The 15,101-nt window shown below is 42.9% G+C and carries 12 protein-coding genes; 2 read left to right on the top strand and 10 right to left on the bottom strand.

Annotated features, from left to right (window positions below; all coding sequences use genetic code 11):
• Window positions 1-80 precede the first annotated feature (80 nt).
• Genes Q4486_RS06745 through pilM form a run of 8 tightly spaced genes read right to left on the bottom strand, consistent with a single transcriptional unit; the run spans window position 81 to window position 8,232 of the window.
• Window positions 81-1,643: an AAA family ATPase gene (locus tag Q4486_RS06745; protein WP_303518860.1), complete on the bottom strand. Its 1,563-nt coding sequence runs from the start codon at window positions 1,641-1,643 to the stop codon at window positions 81-83.
• Window positions 1,644-1,684: 41 nt separating this feature from the next.
• Window positions 1,685-2,779 carry a 3-dehydroquinate synthase gene (gene aroB / locus Q4486_RS06750; RefSeq protein ID WP_303518861.1) on the bottom strand — a complete coding sequence of 365 codons (1,095 nt, stop codon included), beginning with the start codon at window positions 2,777-2,779 and terminating at the stop codon, window positions 1,685-1,687.
• Between the two features lie 12 nt (window positions 2,780-2,791).
• On the bottom strand, window positions 2,792-3,325 hold the full coding sequence (aroK, locus tag Q4486_RS06755; RefSeq protein WP_303416179.1) for a shikimate kinase AroK: 534 nt from the start codon (window positions 3,323-3,325) through the stop codon (window positions 2,792-2,794).
• Window positions 3,326-3,331: 6 nt separating this feature from the next.
• On the bottom strand, window positions 3,332-5,434 hold the full coding sequence (gene pilQ, locus Q4486_RS06760) for a type IV pilus secretin PilQ (protein ID WP_303416178.1): 2,103 nt from the start codon (window positions 5,432-5,434) through the stop codon (window positions 3,332-3,334).
• Between the two features lie 11 nt (window positions 5,435-5,445).
• Complete coding sequence (locus tag Q4486_RS06765) at window positions 5,446-6,006, bottom strand: pilus assembly protein PilP (protein ID WP_303416177.1); 561 nt, start codon at window positions 6,004-6,006, stop codon at window positions 5,446-5,448.
• A 10-nt stretch (window positions 6,007-6,016) separates the two neighbouring features.
• On the bottom strand, window positions 6,017-6,613 hold the full coding sequence (locus Q4486_RS06770; RefSeq protein ID WP_303518862.1) for a type 4a pilus biogenesis protein PilO: 597 nt from the start codon (window positions 6,611-6,613) through the stop codon (window positions 6,017-6,019).
• Window positions 6,613-7,164, bottom strand: coding sequence for a PilN domain-containing protein (locus tag Q4486_RS06775; protein WP_303518863.1), 552 nt, complete (start codon window positions 7,162-7,164; stop codon window positions 6,613-6,615). Before Q4486_RS06775 ends, Q4486_RS06770 begins: the two co-directional genes overlap by 1 nt.
• A 6-nt stretch (window positions 7,165-7,170) precedes the next feature.
• Window positions 7,171-8,232, bottom strand: coding sequence for a type IV pilus assembly protein PilM (gene pilM / locus Q4486_RS06780; RefSeq protein ID WP_303416173.1), 1,062 nt, complete (start codon window positions 8,230-8,232; stop codon window positions 7,171-7,173).
• A gap of 171 nt (window positions 8,233-8,403) precedes the next feature.
• Between pilM and Q4486_RS06785 the strand changes: the two genes are divergently transcribed.
• Entirely contained in the window at window positions 8,404-10,746 is a 2,343-nt protein-coding gene (locus Q4486_RS06785) for a penicillin-binding protein 1A (RefSeq protein ID WP_303518864.1), read from the top strand.
• 76 nt (window positions 10,747-10,822) lie between these two features.
• Here the strand turns inward: Q4486_RS06785 and Q4486_RS06790 are convergent, their stop codons facing one another.
• Both Q4486_RS06790 and rpmE read right to left on the bottom strand, forming a co-directional pair.
• Entirely contained in the window at window positions 10,823-12,070 is a 1,248-nt protein-coding gene (locus Q4486_RS06790) for a malic enzyme-like NAD(P)-binding protein (protein ID WP_303416171.1), read from the bottom strand.
• A 335-nt stretch (window positions 12,071-12,405) separates the two neighbouring features.
• Window positions 12,406-12,621 (bottom strand): 50S ribosomal protein L31, encoded by a 216-nt coding sequence (rpmE, locus tag Q4486_RS06795; protein WP_067863299.1) that lies wholly within the window; start codon window positions 12,619-12,621, stop codon window positions 12,406-12,408.
• Between the two features lie 167 nt (window positions 12,622-12,788).
• Between rpmE and Q4486_RS06800 the strand changes: the two genes are divergently transcribed.
• Window positions 12,789-14,984 (top strand): primosomal protein N', encoded by a 2,196-nt coding sequence (locus Q4486_RS06800; RefSeq protein ID WP_303518865.1) that lies wholly within the window; start codon window positions 12,789-12,791, stop codon window positions 14,982-14,984.
• The last annotated feature ends 117 nt before the right edge of the window (window positions 14,985-15,101 follow it).

Here is a 15,101-nt window from a genome sequence, read left to right on the forward strand (position 1 = left end):
CGGAACAAATTCCAAACAGCAGCGAGGGAGGATTAAATCACTAAAAACAGGTGAAAAACCAAGTATATCTTATTGTTTCATTAGGATTTTTTCTTTCTTATATCAAGTTGAACACCTTGTACACTTCTTGCCCAAGGTTTCACATTTTGCAGCGTTTTAGGTAGTTTTCGGATAGCAGCATTAGCAATATCACGGTTAGGATATTGCCCATAAACAACCACATGCCAGGGCAAGCCCTTATAAATAGTCTCAAAATGGTGAAATTTGCTAGGATCAGACTGGGCGGCAATAAACTCCAAAGCGCTCTGTTTTGATCTTGCTCCCGTCATTTGCAAGGTATAGCCAGATGATTCCCAAGAGAGAAGAACGTTCTCACTGGGCGCAATAGCTGCCACTTTATTTTGTGGCGCTAGCTCTTTCTTCGGGGGCACAGCGGACACAGTTTTCTTTTCTGGTGCCGAAGATAGCGAAGGAGATTGCTCCTTCACTGCAACAGTAGCATTTTTAGCAGAAGGACTATTTTGCTTCACTACAGCTCTTAACTCCTCTTCCAGCAGGGTTGGCTTAACCTCCGATGGAGACGGTTTTGCTTCTACCACAATCACATTTTCATTATTAAGTTTTTCTTCTTGCTGTTGTAAACGGAGAGCTAGATCGCTTTTAACAGCAGATATAGGAATATCCGCTTCAACGACTTGCGTATCAGTAACGGCAGGTACTTGCTCTATCAACTCATCTCTAGCGTCCGCAGTAGGTTCTACAGAAACTATATCAGCCTTTTCACCTTCAACTGACGCTGTAACAGCAAGAGAAAGAGGAACCGAAACCCGCTCATCAGTCACTACCTCAGACGGAGTTTCTGTGCTTTCTGGCAAAAACTGCCATAAGGAGACAGCAACAATAGCAATTAAAAGCACTCCAACGCCCAACATATGCAAAGCAGGCAGCGGAAAAGATGATCGCTGAGCAGGCAGAGAAGACAAGGATACCTTGCCCCCAGCCAATAACGTTTCTACCCTTCCAGGCATCCCTTCCGATAATTTAATTAGTTCATTTTTTTTCTTTTCCGATAAAGTCGAAACAGCCGGGTGACATAATTCAATATATTCTGCTGTTTCCGCAACAGTCATACATTCTATCTTAAGATGATGAATTCGCCCCTCAAGGTGTTTAACATCACTGCTGGTAAATAATTTATCTACAAAATCATTATTCGATACAAGCAACACTTGCGCATCAGCAGCATGTAAATTCAACAATAACGCCAGTGCCCCTTCTGACAAATATTCTGCATCATCAACAGTAATCAGGCATTTCTGACCCGCAGCTTGTATAGATTTTAATTGGAGATGAAAGGCACTTAATTGATCAGCAAAGCTAGCTCCACTTTGCTCATGCGAAGGAAATTGCTGCATTAACAATGCTAGTAGTTGCTGCTCACCTAACTCAACCTCGGGGCGAATAGAACAATAATATAAGGTACTATCTTCTGCATTCGGCTTTAACTGGGCAAGCAATGTACTCTTACCAGCACCATGTTCACCTGAAACAAGCAAAAGAAAGTCAGAAAAACGAATAAAATGCTTCAATTTATCTAATAATTGAAGACGACTGGACGGCTCAAAATATATATTTTTCTTCATTTTACCCGTTCGAAACCCATGGCATTAGCGCCTAATTCAGACTAGCAACACGTTGCTAATTTTTTTCCAGCACTTAACGTTTCCAACAAAATGGAAGAAGAGAAATCGGAGGTCACTACAGCCTTACCGATTTCTTTTAGGAGCACTAAGCGAATACTGCCATCAATAACTTTTTTATCGACACCCATAAGCTCCACAAAACGTTCCGGCGTCATTGCCTCAGGTGGGTATAAAGGAAGATTTGCCGCCTCCAAAATGGCCTTCACACGCGCCACATCAGTAGCTGAAATATTTCCTAAACGGAAAGACATATCAGCAGCCATCATAGTACCGGCACCGACTGCTTCACCGTGCAACCATTCACCATAACCTTGATCAGCCTCGATAGCATGCCCAAAGGTATGGCCTAAATTAAGTAAAGCGCGAATTCCCTCTTCTCGCTCATCCAGAGCAACAACTTCAGCCTTTATCTCACAAGAACGTAATATTGCTTGCTCAAGAAGGTCCGATTGCAATCCCATCAAACCATCAATATGGTCTTCCAAATAGCATAAAAAAGCTTCGTCATAGATAAGACCGTATTTGATAACTTCTGCCATTCCAGCGGAAAGCTCTTTCTCAGACAGAGTATTTAGTACATCTGTATCTATAACGACACATTGAGGCTGATGAAACGCACCAATCATGTTTTTCCCTTGGGGATGATTGACGCCCGTTTTACCACCAACAGAAGAATCGACTTGCGACAAAAGCGTTGTGGGAACCTGAATAAAATCAACGCCTCGCTGATAGCATGCAGCAGCAAACCCTGTCATATCACCAATCACCCCACCACCTAACGCAATCAAAGTTGTTGTCCGATTGTGCCGTTTATCAAGCAGGGCCGTAAAAATACTATTTATCTGTTCTAAGTTTTTATACTGCTCTCCATCCGGCAATATCACTTCATCAACTTGAAACTTTTTATTCAAAGTCGCTTTAAGTCGCTCAAGATACAAAGGCGCTATAGTTTCATTAGTAACAATTAAAACTTGTTTACCAGAAATATAAGGCACCATCAGGCCCTTATCTAACAACCCTTGGCCAATAAAAATAGGGTAGCTACGCTCCCCTAGGTCTACTTTCAACGTTTGCATACTACCTACTTATTACTCTACTTCGAGAGGAGACTTGGCCTTTAACTGCCTAATAATTTCTGTAACAACTGTTTTAGGATGACGTTTATCTGTAACTACAACAATATCGGCTGTATCAAGATATAAAGGATGCCGAATAGACATTAACTCTTCCAAAACAGCTTGTGGGTTTTCCGTCTGCAACAAAGGACGATTCTTATCCCTAGACGTTCGATCCAACTGCTGTTCGACCGATGTTTCCAAGTACACTACGGTACCATTAGCTTGCAACATTGTTCTATTCTCAGGCCTTAGAACAGCTCCCCCGCCCGTAGACAAAACAATATCCTTACGCAAAGAGAGCGCTTCAATCACTCCCTCCTCTCTGTCCCTAAAGCCCGACTCGCCTTCGACATCAAAGATCCAAGGTATATCAGCACCCGCTCGTTTCTCAATCTCACGATCAGAATCAACAAACTCAAGCTTTAATTCTTGGGATAACAAACGACCTATGGTGCTTTTCCCAGCACCCATAGGCCCAATCAAAAATATATTCAATTCACACAACCATAACTACTGAGATAAGGAATTACGCACCAACTTCGGTGTAATAAAAATCAATAATTCTGTTTTCTCAGAAGTGCTCTCTTTATTCCTAAATAGTGCGCCCATAATAGGCAGATCACCAAGTAATGGAACCTTGTTAACACTATCACTCGTTTCATGCTTAAACACACCGCCAAGAACAATCGTTTGCCCATCAGGCACAACCACTGTTGTCTGCAGTTCATTATTATCAATACTCAACTCACCATTGGCCAAAACTTGACCTATAGAATCTTGCTTAATTAGTAGTTCCATTGCGATACGATCACCCGGATTAATACGCGGCGTCACATCCAAACTAAGCACTACATCTTTAAATTCAATACTAACTTCCCCATCCTCAACTGTCTGATAAGGAATCTCGGAACCCGACTGAATTAAAGCTTTCTTACCATTAGTCGTTAGGATTTTAGGCTGAGAAACAATCTCCGCTTTACCATCAGCTTCTAATGCACTCAACTCTAGTCCGATCAGTGTACTTGCACCTGGCGCAAAACCAATTGCTATCTGCCCAACATTAGTAGCTGTAGCACCCAGATCCACGTTCAAACCACTGGTTGGAGATGTACTAGAGAAATCGATAGAACTCTGATCTTGGCTGACAATCCAGCCTTTACCGTTATCCACATCGTTATAGCCGAATCCCCATTTAATACCTAAGTCTTTAGTTACATTTGAGGTAGCATTAACAAGGCGCGCTTCAATCAAGACCTGCTCCACTTCCACATCAAAACGATGCAAAGTTTCACGAATCTCTTGAATTGCATTGGATGTTTCTCTCACCATCAGAACATTGGTTTCATCATCAGCCATGATAAAACCACGCTCAGAAACAAGCTTAGCCCCCTGAATCGTACCCATCATTTCAGATGCTTTGCGATAATCCACTTGTATAAATTCAGTGCGTAAGGGTGCAAGCTGCTCAACTTGCTGCGAACTCTCCAGCTCTGCCTTCTCTCTCTGCGCAATCTCATCGGCAGGTGCAATAAGCAATACATTACCTACTGTACGCTGATCAAGTCCCTCTGTTTTCAAAACAATATCAAGTGCTTGATCCCAAGGAACATTTTTAAGGCGCAAAGTGATATTACCGCCAACACTATCGCTCACCACCAAGTTCAACTCGGCAACTTCAGCAATAATCTGCAGAACAGAACGTAACTCCACATTTTGGAAATTAAGATCTATCTGCTCACCGGTAAACTCAAATAACTCTTTAGTTCTTTCATCTTTTTCCGCTTGGCTTAACGGTTTAAAATCAAGAATCAATTGGTTATCTGTTTGATAAGCTAAATATTCATAAGGCTCGGCACTTGGTTTAATCAAAATACTTGTATTGCCACCATTAGCCATCGAATCGATAAACATAACCGGCGTCACAAAATCTTGTACATCAACCCGCTGCTCCAGCGCTCGTGACAGATCGGCGCCCACCAAGTTAACGACAACATTATTACCCTCTTCCTGAATATCGACACCAGCCTTATCATCAGACATGGTAATGGTGACTCGACCAACACCACCTTCAACTCGTTCAAAGTCCATACCTTGTACTTTAGAACGGGCATCGACAAACGCTGTAGTACTTCCAGAATCAGATGATTTCGATACTACATTTTCTGATGTTTCTGACGTTGAAGGAAGCCCTGAGTTATTACTTTGAACAACGACAAACAAGCTATTACCTTCTGAGAAGGTCTTATAACTTGAGGGTTCATAAAGATTAGCAACAATTCTTAACCGACCTTCCGTCTGAGCAAAGCTAATACCATCTACTTGACCTGTTTTCACATCCAGAGAACGGCTTGTTAAATCACTTTCAACACCCCATAAATCCATCACTATACGAGCGGGTTGATTGATCATATAAGCTTGCGGAGAAGGTGGTGCAGAATCGAAGTCAAAACGAATTTCTACTTTCCCTCCTGGCAGGGCTACAAAGTTAGCATTTTTCATTAAAACGTCTGCTGCCGCCCACTCCGACAATAAAAGACTGACCAAAGCTATGCTCAACCAACGGAGATTCGTATACACACGTACTTTAGTCATCATGGGGACCCAAATTTTCACAATAATATCCCTTATTCCTGCTCAGCCAAGGCAAGGTTTCGTGATCGTTTCATCCAACCACCACGCCCATTCGTTACAATTTCAACTAACTCTATTTTACGTTCATCTAGCGAAACAATTTCGCCAAAATTCAAACCCATATAACTACCGACCGTAACCCGATGAATCTCGGAATTAGGATCTCGAACTAAAGCCCATAGCGTATTATCCGCTTTTTGATTGATTGTTCCGACCATATCCAACTGATCCAAAGCAAAAGATTCAAGATAATCTTTATCTCTTGCCTCATCAGGCTTAATCCCATTATCTGGTTCTGCATTGACCTCTTCATCCACATTATCACTAACAGATAACGGAATCAGAGGCACAAAAGGCTCTCTCATAGACGCACCTTTATACACAAAACTATGGTAAGGCTTAAATTCCGGAAGGGGTTTAATTGAACCGGCAGGTCTAGCTTGCGCCTTAACAATAAATTCCTTTAAATCACTTGTATCTTCAACCCACTCAACACACCCTGTAAGCAAAGAAAACAATAGTGGCAAGATAATAATCCTACTATGATGAGTCATCCCTACCCCCTTACTTAGTTTCATCATAACGATAAGTCTTAGCACTAATCTGCATAGAAACCTTACCGCTTGAGGGTTTTATTGTGTAGTCATGCAGAGTCACGATACGTGGCAAACCAGCGATTCCACTTACAAACTGCCCTAACTGATGGTAAGAACCGGAAACATTAATATTTATAGGCAGCTCAATGTAAAACTCTTTTTTTGATTCTGCCGCAAGCTTGATCGACCCAATATCCAAACCACTATCCGTGCCTAGGTTGGTAATATCATCTAAAAGTCCTGGCACTTCTTTCTCTGTAGGGAGCTGTTTTTTTAGTTCGCTAAACTTTTCCTCTACATCTTCCATCTGTTTGCGAAGAGCTTCAAGATTGGCCACTTGAAAAGCCTTTTCTTTATAAACGGCTTTTAGCCCTTGCTCTTTAGATATCTCTTTCTTCAAAGCGCTTTGCTTATCTGTAATATAAAAATGCCAGCCTGCAGCACAGATAGCTATCAAAACGATTAGATAACAGACAATCTTAACGCCTATAGGCCAGTTACCCGCCGCATTGAAGTCCATATCATTAGGATCAAATCCTTTAAACGCATTCCTTAACGCACTCATTAATTAGCCTCATCCGCTTTAGGTTTAGTAACAGGCACAGAAAGATTAAACGTATTCAAACTTCCCTTACCTTTACCAACCCCACTAAGATTGGGTTCACCAAACCAAATCGATGTATCCAAATTCCTCATCAACGTCGAAACATCTAAGTTATCTTGAGCCAAACCAGCTATAACAACACTGTTAGCTTTACGCGACAAAGATGAGTAATAAAGACCATCTGGCATCACACGTACCAACTCATCAAAGTTTCTAACAATAAGAGGCCTTGAACCTTGTAACTCTTGAATTGCAGTAAGGCGCTCAAGCAGTTTCGCCCTCTTTTCCTTTAATTCTTTAATGGCTGCCAAATCACGATCTAGTTTCTTCGTTTCAGTTTTTAAATAATCATTTCGGTCATTTTGACGATCTTTCATAAAATCAAAATAGTAACCGACCGCAAACACTATAAGACCAGCAAACAATGCTGCTCCTAACAGGTTCATCAGGAAGTTTTTCTTTCTTTCTTCAGCGCGCTCTTCACGCCAGGGCCTTAAATTGATAGTTGCCATCTGTCCCTAACCCTCAAATCCACGCATCGCTAACCCACACGCTTTCACTAACGAAGGCGCATCCCGTTCAAGTCTAGATCGATTAACTCTCGAATTAACAGCCATTGAGACGAAAGGATTAGCCATTTTAGTTGTTATACCCAATTCTTCGGATAATTGATCCGCAAGCCCATCAATCGTTGCGGTACCGCCTGAGAGGTAAAGCGCGGATAGCTCACTATGCGCGCCAGAAGAATAGAAAAACTGCAATGATCGAGATACTTGCTGGGCAACTGTACCTCTAAAGGGGAGGACAACCATCTCATTAATTTCAGGTGACAGATCATTAAGACGCAATGACTGCTCAACTTCTTCGATACTCATCCCATATTGCTGATGAATAGAGTTCGTAAGATCATTGCCGCCAAAGGCTTGCTCTCGGCTATAAACAATCTCTTTCCCCTTGAAAACATTCAAGGTTAAGGTTGCCGCACCAATATCAACAACACCGATCAGGTAATCGGTGCTCCTTTGTTCAGAAGAGATCAGAGGAAATGTGCGCTCGACTGCGTACGTATCTACATCAACCACTTGGCACTGCAGACCCGCGCTATTAATCGCATCTTCACGCTGCTCTACATCACTTTTACGACAAGCAACAAGCAGCACTCGATTTAGATTATCATTATTCTCAACAGGCCCTTGCACCTCAAAGTCCAAGGCAACCTCATCTAAAGAATAAGGAATAAACTGGTCTGCCTCTACTTTTATTTGATCTTCCAATTCAAATTCAGAAAAGGCATTGCTCATTTCTATACGTTTAGTGATTACTGCAGAGGCGGGTACGGCAGCAATCGCCGAGGACATCCTCCCTCCAGCAACCTTGATTGCTTTTTCAATCGTAGAGGCAACCTCCCCTACGTCTTGAATATTCCCATCAATGACGGCAGTAGGAGGCAAAGACACCACAGCATAAGCTTCCAACGAATAGCTCTGTCCACTCTTAGACAAGGCAACTAGCTTAACCGAAGAAGAGCCTATATCTAGCCCTACTAAGCTTCCCGATTTATTCCCCAATAAGCCAAACACAAATATATTCCCTAACTTAATACTGCGTTAATGTGTGTTTACTACTCTATTACCTAACTCTAACCCGTATTAAAACAAATTAAAATTCAATATACGCTAGAGCAAAGTGGTAAGCTGTCTATATAATAGACCTTTACTAAAACCCTCAATTATCAGATTAGCATGTCACCTATGTTTTCGCTTTTCAAACTTTTGTTTAAATTAGGTATTTTTTGTTTCCTCATCGGACTAATATCCGCTGCGGGCGCCTATTATTATTACTCGCCGCAACTCCCGAATGTCGAAACATTACGAGATATACGTTTTCAGACCCCCTTACGTATATATTCTCAGGATCAAAAACTCATTGCAGAGTTTGGCGAAAAACGTAGAACACCCATTACATTCGAGGAAATTCCACCTCAATTTGTCCAAGCCCTCACCGCAGCAGAAGACAGTCGCTTCTTTGACCACCACGGCATCGACATAAAAGGCCTTTTTCGTGCAGCCTTTCAATTAGCAACCACCGGCCATATCCAAAGCGGTGGTTCAACAATAACAATGCAAGTTGCTAAAAACTTCTTCCTTACTCGCGAACGCACATTTAGCCGAAAATTCATGGAGATCTTGCTAGCACTCCGAATAGAGCAAGAACTATCTAAAGAAGAAATCCTCGAACTCTATATTAATAAAATTTATCTAGGACATCGTTCGTACGGTATCCAAGCAGCGGCTAATGTATATTACGGCACCGACATCAAAAACTTGAGCCTTGCTCAACACGCAATGATAGCAGGCCTACCTAAAGCACCATCCGCATACAATCCAATTACAAATTCAGATAGAGCAATTGAACGCAGAAACTGGATTCTTAGACGCATGCACTCCTTAAGCTTCATTAACGATCAGCAATTGGAAAATGCGACAAACGAACCTGTTAGTGCAAAGTATCACACAAGCGACATCGAGCTTAGAGCCTTCTATGTAGCAGAGATGGTTAGACAACAACTCTACGAACAATACGGCGAATCGCTCTATACTGACGGCTACGTAGTATATACAACACTACAGAGCAATCTTCAAACCACAGCAAACGATGCCGTCTCAAATGGTTTAATTGCTTATTCAGAAAGGCATGGTTATTTCGGCGCAGAAGACAACTGGGACACTACAGAACCACAAGAAACCTTACAAAAACGCTTAAACAAGGTTATTAGCTACGGCGTACTTAAACCAGCGCTAGTACTTAATGTTTCCGAAAAAAGCGCTGAGCTACTTCTAAAAAACAACCAAACAGCCACCTTAGAATGGGAAGGCATCTCATGGGCAAAACCTTATAAAAACGTTAATCGCACAGGCAAAACCCCAAAAGCAGCAACAGATATTTTGAAAATAGGTGATCTAATCCGAGTAAGGGACAAAGAAGGAAAACTTCACCTTTCACAAATACCGAAAGTACAAGGTTCATTAGTTGCCCTTAACCCAAAAACAGGGGCCATACTATCCCTTGTTGGCGGCTTCAACTTCACACATAATAAATTCAATCGCAGCACCCAAGCCGTACGGCAACCAGGATCCAACTTCAAACCATTCATTTATGCTGCAGCGCTTAATAAAGGTTACTCTCCCGCCTCACTCATAAATGACGCTCCCATTGTTTTCCATGACACATCACTCGAAGGAAACTGGAGACCTCAAAACTCAAGCAGGAAGTTTTATGGCCCTACACGCCTTCGCCAAGCACTCTACAAATCTAGAAACTTAGTATCCATTAGATTATTACGAGCTATAGGCATCCCCACAGCACAAGACTATCTGGAGCTTGCCGGCTTTGACCGAAGCAAACTGCCTAATAACCTTTCACTATCCTTAGGCAGCGCCGACGTTACACCACTTACCTTAGCAACAGGCTACGCCGCTTTCGCAAACGGCGGTTTCAAGGTTGAACCTTTCTTCATCGAACGCATTGAAGATGCCTTCGGTGAAAACCTTTTTACAGCCCAACCAAAAATAGCGTGCAACAGCTGCGTAGATACCGAGAACCTTCAACAACTAGCACCTAGAATATATGACGAAAAAGTGACTTTCCTTATTTACAGCATCTTACAAGATGTTATTCGTAGAGGGACTGGAAGAAAGGCATTAGTACTTGACCGTCGAGACATTGCAGGAAAAACAGGCACAACCAACGATCAAAAAGACGCATGGTTCTCAGGCTTCAATCAAGACTACATCGCAACAGCATGGGTAGGGTTTGACCAACCAAAAACATTAGGCAGAAGAGAGTTTGGCGGGACAGCCGCATTACCTATATGGATCGATTTTATGCGCGAAGCTCTTAAAGACACGCCTGAAAACCCACCTACACCACCAGAAGGCATTGTTAGCGTGAAGATAGATCCTAAAAGCGGGAAACGTGCTTATCCGGGCCAGAGCGACGCAATCTATGAGTTCTTTCGCAAGGAAAACGTTCCATCCAACTATGCAGCCCCTGCGAGCATAAAAAGAACAAACTCAACTGAAGAGCTTTTCTAAACCTAATCTTGATATCAAAAATTTAGGCATAAAAAAAACCGGCGTATGCCGGTTTTTTTATGCCTAACAACCAAACTTAAGAAAGTGGGTAGTTATCAGGTAAAGGTAAGCGCGCAACACCAGAATCAATTGCCGCCTGAGCAACTGCTGTAGATACAGCACCCAACAAACGAGAATCTGTTGCTTTAGGGATGATATATTCAGGACCAAGTTCCAACGAATCTAATCCATATGCATCCAACACATCCTGCGGAACAGGCTGTTTTGTTAAATCAACTAACGCACGAACTGCAGCAGCTTTCATCTCTTCATTAATCGCTGATGCACGAACATCTAAAGCACCACGGAAAATGAACGGGAAGCCGATTACATTATTAACTTGGTTAGGGTAATCAGAACGACCTGTCGCCATAATCACATCATCACGCGTTGCATGAGCAAGCTCTGGGCGAATTTCAGGATCAGGGTTTGCACAAGCAAATACAACAGGATTAGCCGCCATTTTAGCAAGCTGTTCAGCAGAAAGTAGATTTGGTCCAGATAGACCAACAAACACATCTGCACCATCAATAGCATCATCTAAAGTGCGCTTATCTGTTTCTGAAGCAAACGCTGCTTTTTCTGGCGTTAGATTTTCACGACCAGAGTGGATAACACCCGTACGGTCAATCATAAAGATATTTTCGATCTTAGCGCCCATGCTTACAAGTAGCTTCATGCAGGCATTCGCTGCCGCACCCGCGCCTAGACAAACAATCTGAGCTTCCTCAAGAGTTTTACCCGCAATTTCCAATGCTGTGATCATGCCTGCAGCCGTAACAATCGCTGTACCGTGCTGATCATCATGGAAAACTGGGATATTACAACGTTCAATAAGCGCACGCTCTATTTCAAAACATTCAGGCGCTTTAATATCTTCTAGATTAATACCACCAAAAGTTTCTGCAATACGGGCAACTGTATCAATAAACGCCTGCGGGCTTTCTGCATCAACTTCAATATCAATTGAGTCTATACCGGCAAAACGTTTAAACAGTAATGATTTACCTTCCATTACAGGCTTAGACGCTAGCGGACCTAGATCACCAAGACCTAGAATCGCTGAACCGTTTGTAATAACCGCTACCAAATTACCTTTAGCCGTATAACGGTATGCATTTTCAGGGTCTTTTGCGATTTCACGAACCGGCTCAGCTACACCTGGGCTATATGCCAAAGAAAGATCAAGCTGAGACTCAGCTGGTGTAGATAGCTCAACGCTGATCTTACCTGGACGTGGAAACTCATGGTAATCAAGAGCTGCTTGTTTCATATCATCAGACATAGCTGCTGTTCCAATCTAGTTAAAAATTCGAACCCCGAACTATATAGAAAACCCCTGTATCGAACAACCTTAGGGGCGACTCTATTGATCTTTTTTCACTCAGCCAAACCTAAAGTACTAAACTCAATATGCGACTTATGATCAAGCATCACGCGCCATAATAAGTAAAGATAGTGGAATAAATGAGATCTTTTTATCCAATAGCCGCCACCACAGCACCGACTAAACTTAAGCGCCAAACAAGATTATAAACAATCAAAAACCAAATTAAGGGCAACAAAAAAGGCGCCCCATAACGGAAGCGCCTTTTTTAGAATTCTCGTAGACTATGCAGCTTATTTTTTCACGCCGCGGGCACCGAAACGCTTGTTGAAGCGATCGATACGACCACCAGAAGTTGCTTCTTTCTGCTTGCCTGTGTAGAACGGGTGACAAGAAGAACAAACATCTAAGTGAAGGTCTTTACCAAGAGTAGACTTGGTTTTAATAACATTTCCGCAAGAACAAGTAGCAGAAATTTCAACGTAATTAGGATGGATATCCGCTTTCATGGTAAACCTCATGTATTCATGCCGCCACTTGATCTTCTGCCAAGCACCGCATTGATTTAAACTACCAGCGAAAATCACCGGTACGTTAAGTAGGCGGCGGATTATACGCATGCAGATACAGCTTATCAACTTAAAAGCGTTTAAAAAGTGAGCAACGATAAACAATTATGATCATATTACGCCTTGCCATACCTAGCCCACTCCGCAAACTGTTTGATTATCTGCCTCCCGCAGGATCCGAACAAACCTCATTCGAGCCTGGGCTAAGAGTACTCGTCCCTTTTGGCAACCGCGACTTAATTGGTATTTTAGTTGAGACAACCACCGAAACACAGTTTGAGATAAACAAACTAAAGCGCGCAAAAAAAATATTAGACGAAACCCCACCCCTTCCCGCCCATCTTTTCAAACTAGCGCGCTGGGCCGCATCTTATTACCAACACCCCGAGGGTGATGCCTTACAACAAGCACTGCCGGTATTACTAAGAAAAGGGCAAGCCTGCGAATATCAACACGAATTACTTTGGCGAGCCACCTCTGATGCGCAGATTAACACTTTAAAAGCCAACGCAGTCCGTCAGATCGAATTACTTAAGCTACTTAAGAAACACCCTTCAGGCATTAGCCTAGACGCAATCAAAGCTGAAGGCGGGAATCTCAATACACTACGCTCCCTTGAAGACAAAAAACTGGCGGAGTCTTTCCATCGCCCCCACAAATCACATCACGAACAAGTTTTACATGAAGCACCACTAACACTAAATGGAGAGCAGCAATCCGCCCTAACTCAGATCAACACGCGATCCGGTTTTACCGCTAGCTTAATCGAAGGTGTTACCGGCTCAGGTAAAACAGAAGTTTATCTACAAGCAATTGAAAAGACCCTTAACGAAGGTAAGCAGGCCCTAGTATTGGTACCTGAAATAGGTCTAACCCCGCAGACTGTTATGCGCTTTAAGCAGCGATTCAATCTACCTATGGCGGTTCTACACTCAAACCTTTCCGACCGACAAAGACTCGACGCCTGGCTACAAGCAAGAGAAGGCGTCGCAAAAATAGTTATAGGGACACGCTCCGCTATTTTCACGCCACTAAAAAACCCGGGTATTATCATTATTGACGAAGAGCACGATGCCTCATTTAAACAACAAGATGGCTTTCGCTATTCAGCTAGAGATCTCGCAGTAATGCGTGCTCGCGCAGAAGATACTCCTATCGTTTTAGGTAGCGCGACCCCCTCCTTAGAGTCGCTACATAATGCAAAAGAAGGCCGTTACCAATGGTTAAAAATGACACAGCGCGCAGGTACATCGCTAGCACCTACTTTTAAACTATTAGATATACGCCAAGAGAAATTAAGCGAAGGGCTTTCAACACAATTAATTAGCGCAATCGGCCAACATTTAAATAACGGCACTCAAGTGCTCGTATTCTTAAATCGCCGCGGCTATTCTCCCACCTTAAGCTGTAACGACTGTGGCTGGATAGCTGACTGTAGTCGCTGCGACGCCCATATGACATTACACCGAGAGCCGCCACACCTTCACTGCCATCATTGTGATAAACAACAAGGCATCCCACGCGTTTGCCCCGAGTGTAATAGCGATCAATTACAACCAGTAGGCGTAGGCACTGAGCGTAGCGAGCAAGCATTACAGAAACTCTTTCCAGATTTCCCCGTTATTCGTGTTGACAGAGATAGTACTCAACGAAAAAATGCCATGCATGACATTATGGACAAAGTTAACTCCGGCGATCCATGCATCCTTGTTGGCACGCAAATGCTCGCTAAAGGCCACCACTTTCCAAAAGTAACATTAGTTGCAATTATCAATGCCGATAGCGGACTTTTTAGTTCTGATTTTCGAGGCATGGAAAGAACCGCACAACTCATACTCCAAGTAGCTGGACGTGCAGGCAGAGCTGAAGACCCTGGCACAGTTTTAATGCAAACCTATCATGCCGACCACCCTACTTTGCAAACGCTTGTCGAGCATGGTTACAGCGCCTTTGCACTCGAAGAACTTCACAACCGCAAAGCCGCAAAACTTCCACCTTATACTCACTATGCTTTGCTTCGCGCAGAAACAACAACGCAGTATCGAGCAGAATCATTTTTAGCCGCGCTAAGACAACAACTAGAAGACGACCTTCTCCTCCCTGAGAATGTTCACTGGATAGGCCCATTCCCTTCACCTATGGAAAAACGAGCAGGCATGCACCGTGCACAGCTTATGATCTATGCTGAAAACAGAAAAGTACTCCACCAGCTTTTGGCTAACTTGTGCTGGTATTTAGAGCAAAACAAAGAGTCCAGAAAGGTCCGTTGGTCTATAGATGTAGATCCTGCAGATACTTTTTAAACCAAAGAACCCTTCTACCTCTTAACAAAATTCTGATTTACAGGGATAATACGCGGTTCTTCAGAGGCCTAACTTCGATGATGGTAGCCGCAAGCGTATAATACCCTTGCTAAAACC

This window comes from Neptuniibacter sp. 2_MG-2023, from assembly GCF_030547495.1.
In the GTDB taxonomy this organism is placed as follows: domain Bacteria; phylum Pseudomonadota; class Gammaproteobacteria; order Pseudomonadales; family Balneatricaceae; genus Neptuniibacter.

Coding starts and splice junctions, on each gene's coding strand:
- Q4486_RS06745 (WP_303518860.1), bottom strand. CDS start 1,643: ATGAAGAAAAATATATATTTTGAGCCGTCCAGTCGTCTTCAATTATTA.
- aroB (WP_303518861.1), bottom strand. CDS start 2,779: ATGCAAACGTTGAAAGTAGACCTAGGGGAGCGTAGCTACCCTATTTTT.
- Q4486_RS06765 (WP_303416177.1), bottom strand. CDS start 6,006: ATGACTCATCATAGTAGGATTATTATCTTGCCACTATTGTTTTCTTTG.
- Q4486_RS06770 (WP_303518862.1), bottom strand. CDS start 6,613: ATGAGTGCGTTAAGGAATGCGTTTAAAGGATTTGATCCTAATGATATG.
- Q4486_RS06775 (WP_303518863.1), bottom strand. CDS start 7,164: ATGGCAACTATCAATTTAAGGCCCTGGCGTGAAGAGCGCGCTGAAGAA.
- Q4486_RS06785 (WP_303518864.1), top strand. CDS start 8,404: ATGTTTTCGCTTTTCAAACTTTTGTTTAAATTAGGTATTTTTTGTTTC.
- Q4486_RS06790 (WP_303416171.1), bottom strand. CDS start 12,070: ATGTCTGATGATATGAAACAAGCAGCTCTTGATTACCATGAGTTTCCA.
- rpmE (WP_067863299.1), bottom strand. CDS start 12,621: ATGAAAGCGGATATCCATCCTAATTACGTTGAAATTTCTGCTACTTGT.
- Q4486_RS06800 (WP_303518865.1), top strand. CDS start 12,789: ATGATCATATTACGCCTTGCCATACCTAGCCCACTCCGCAAACTGTTT.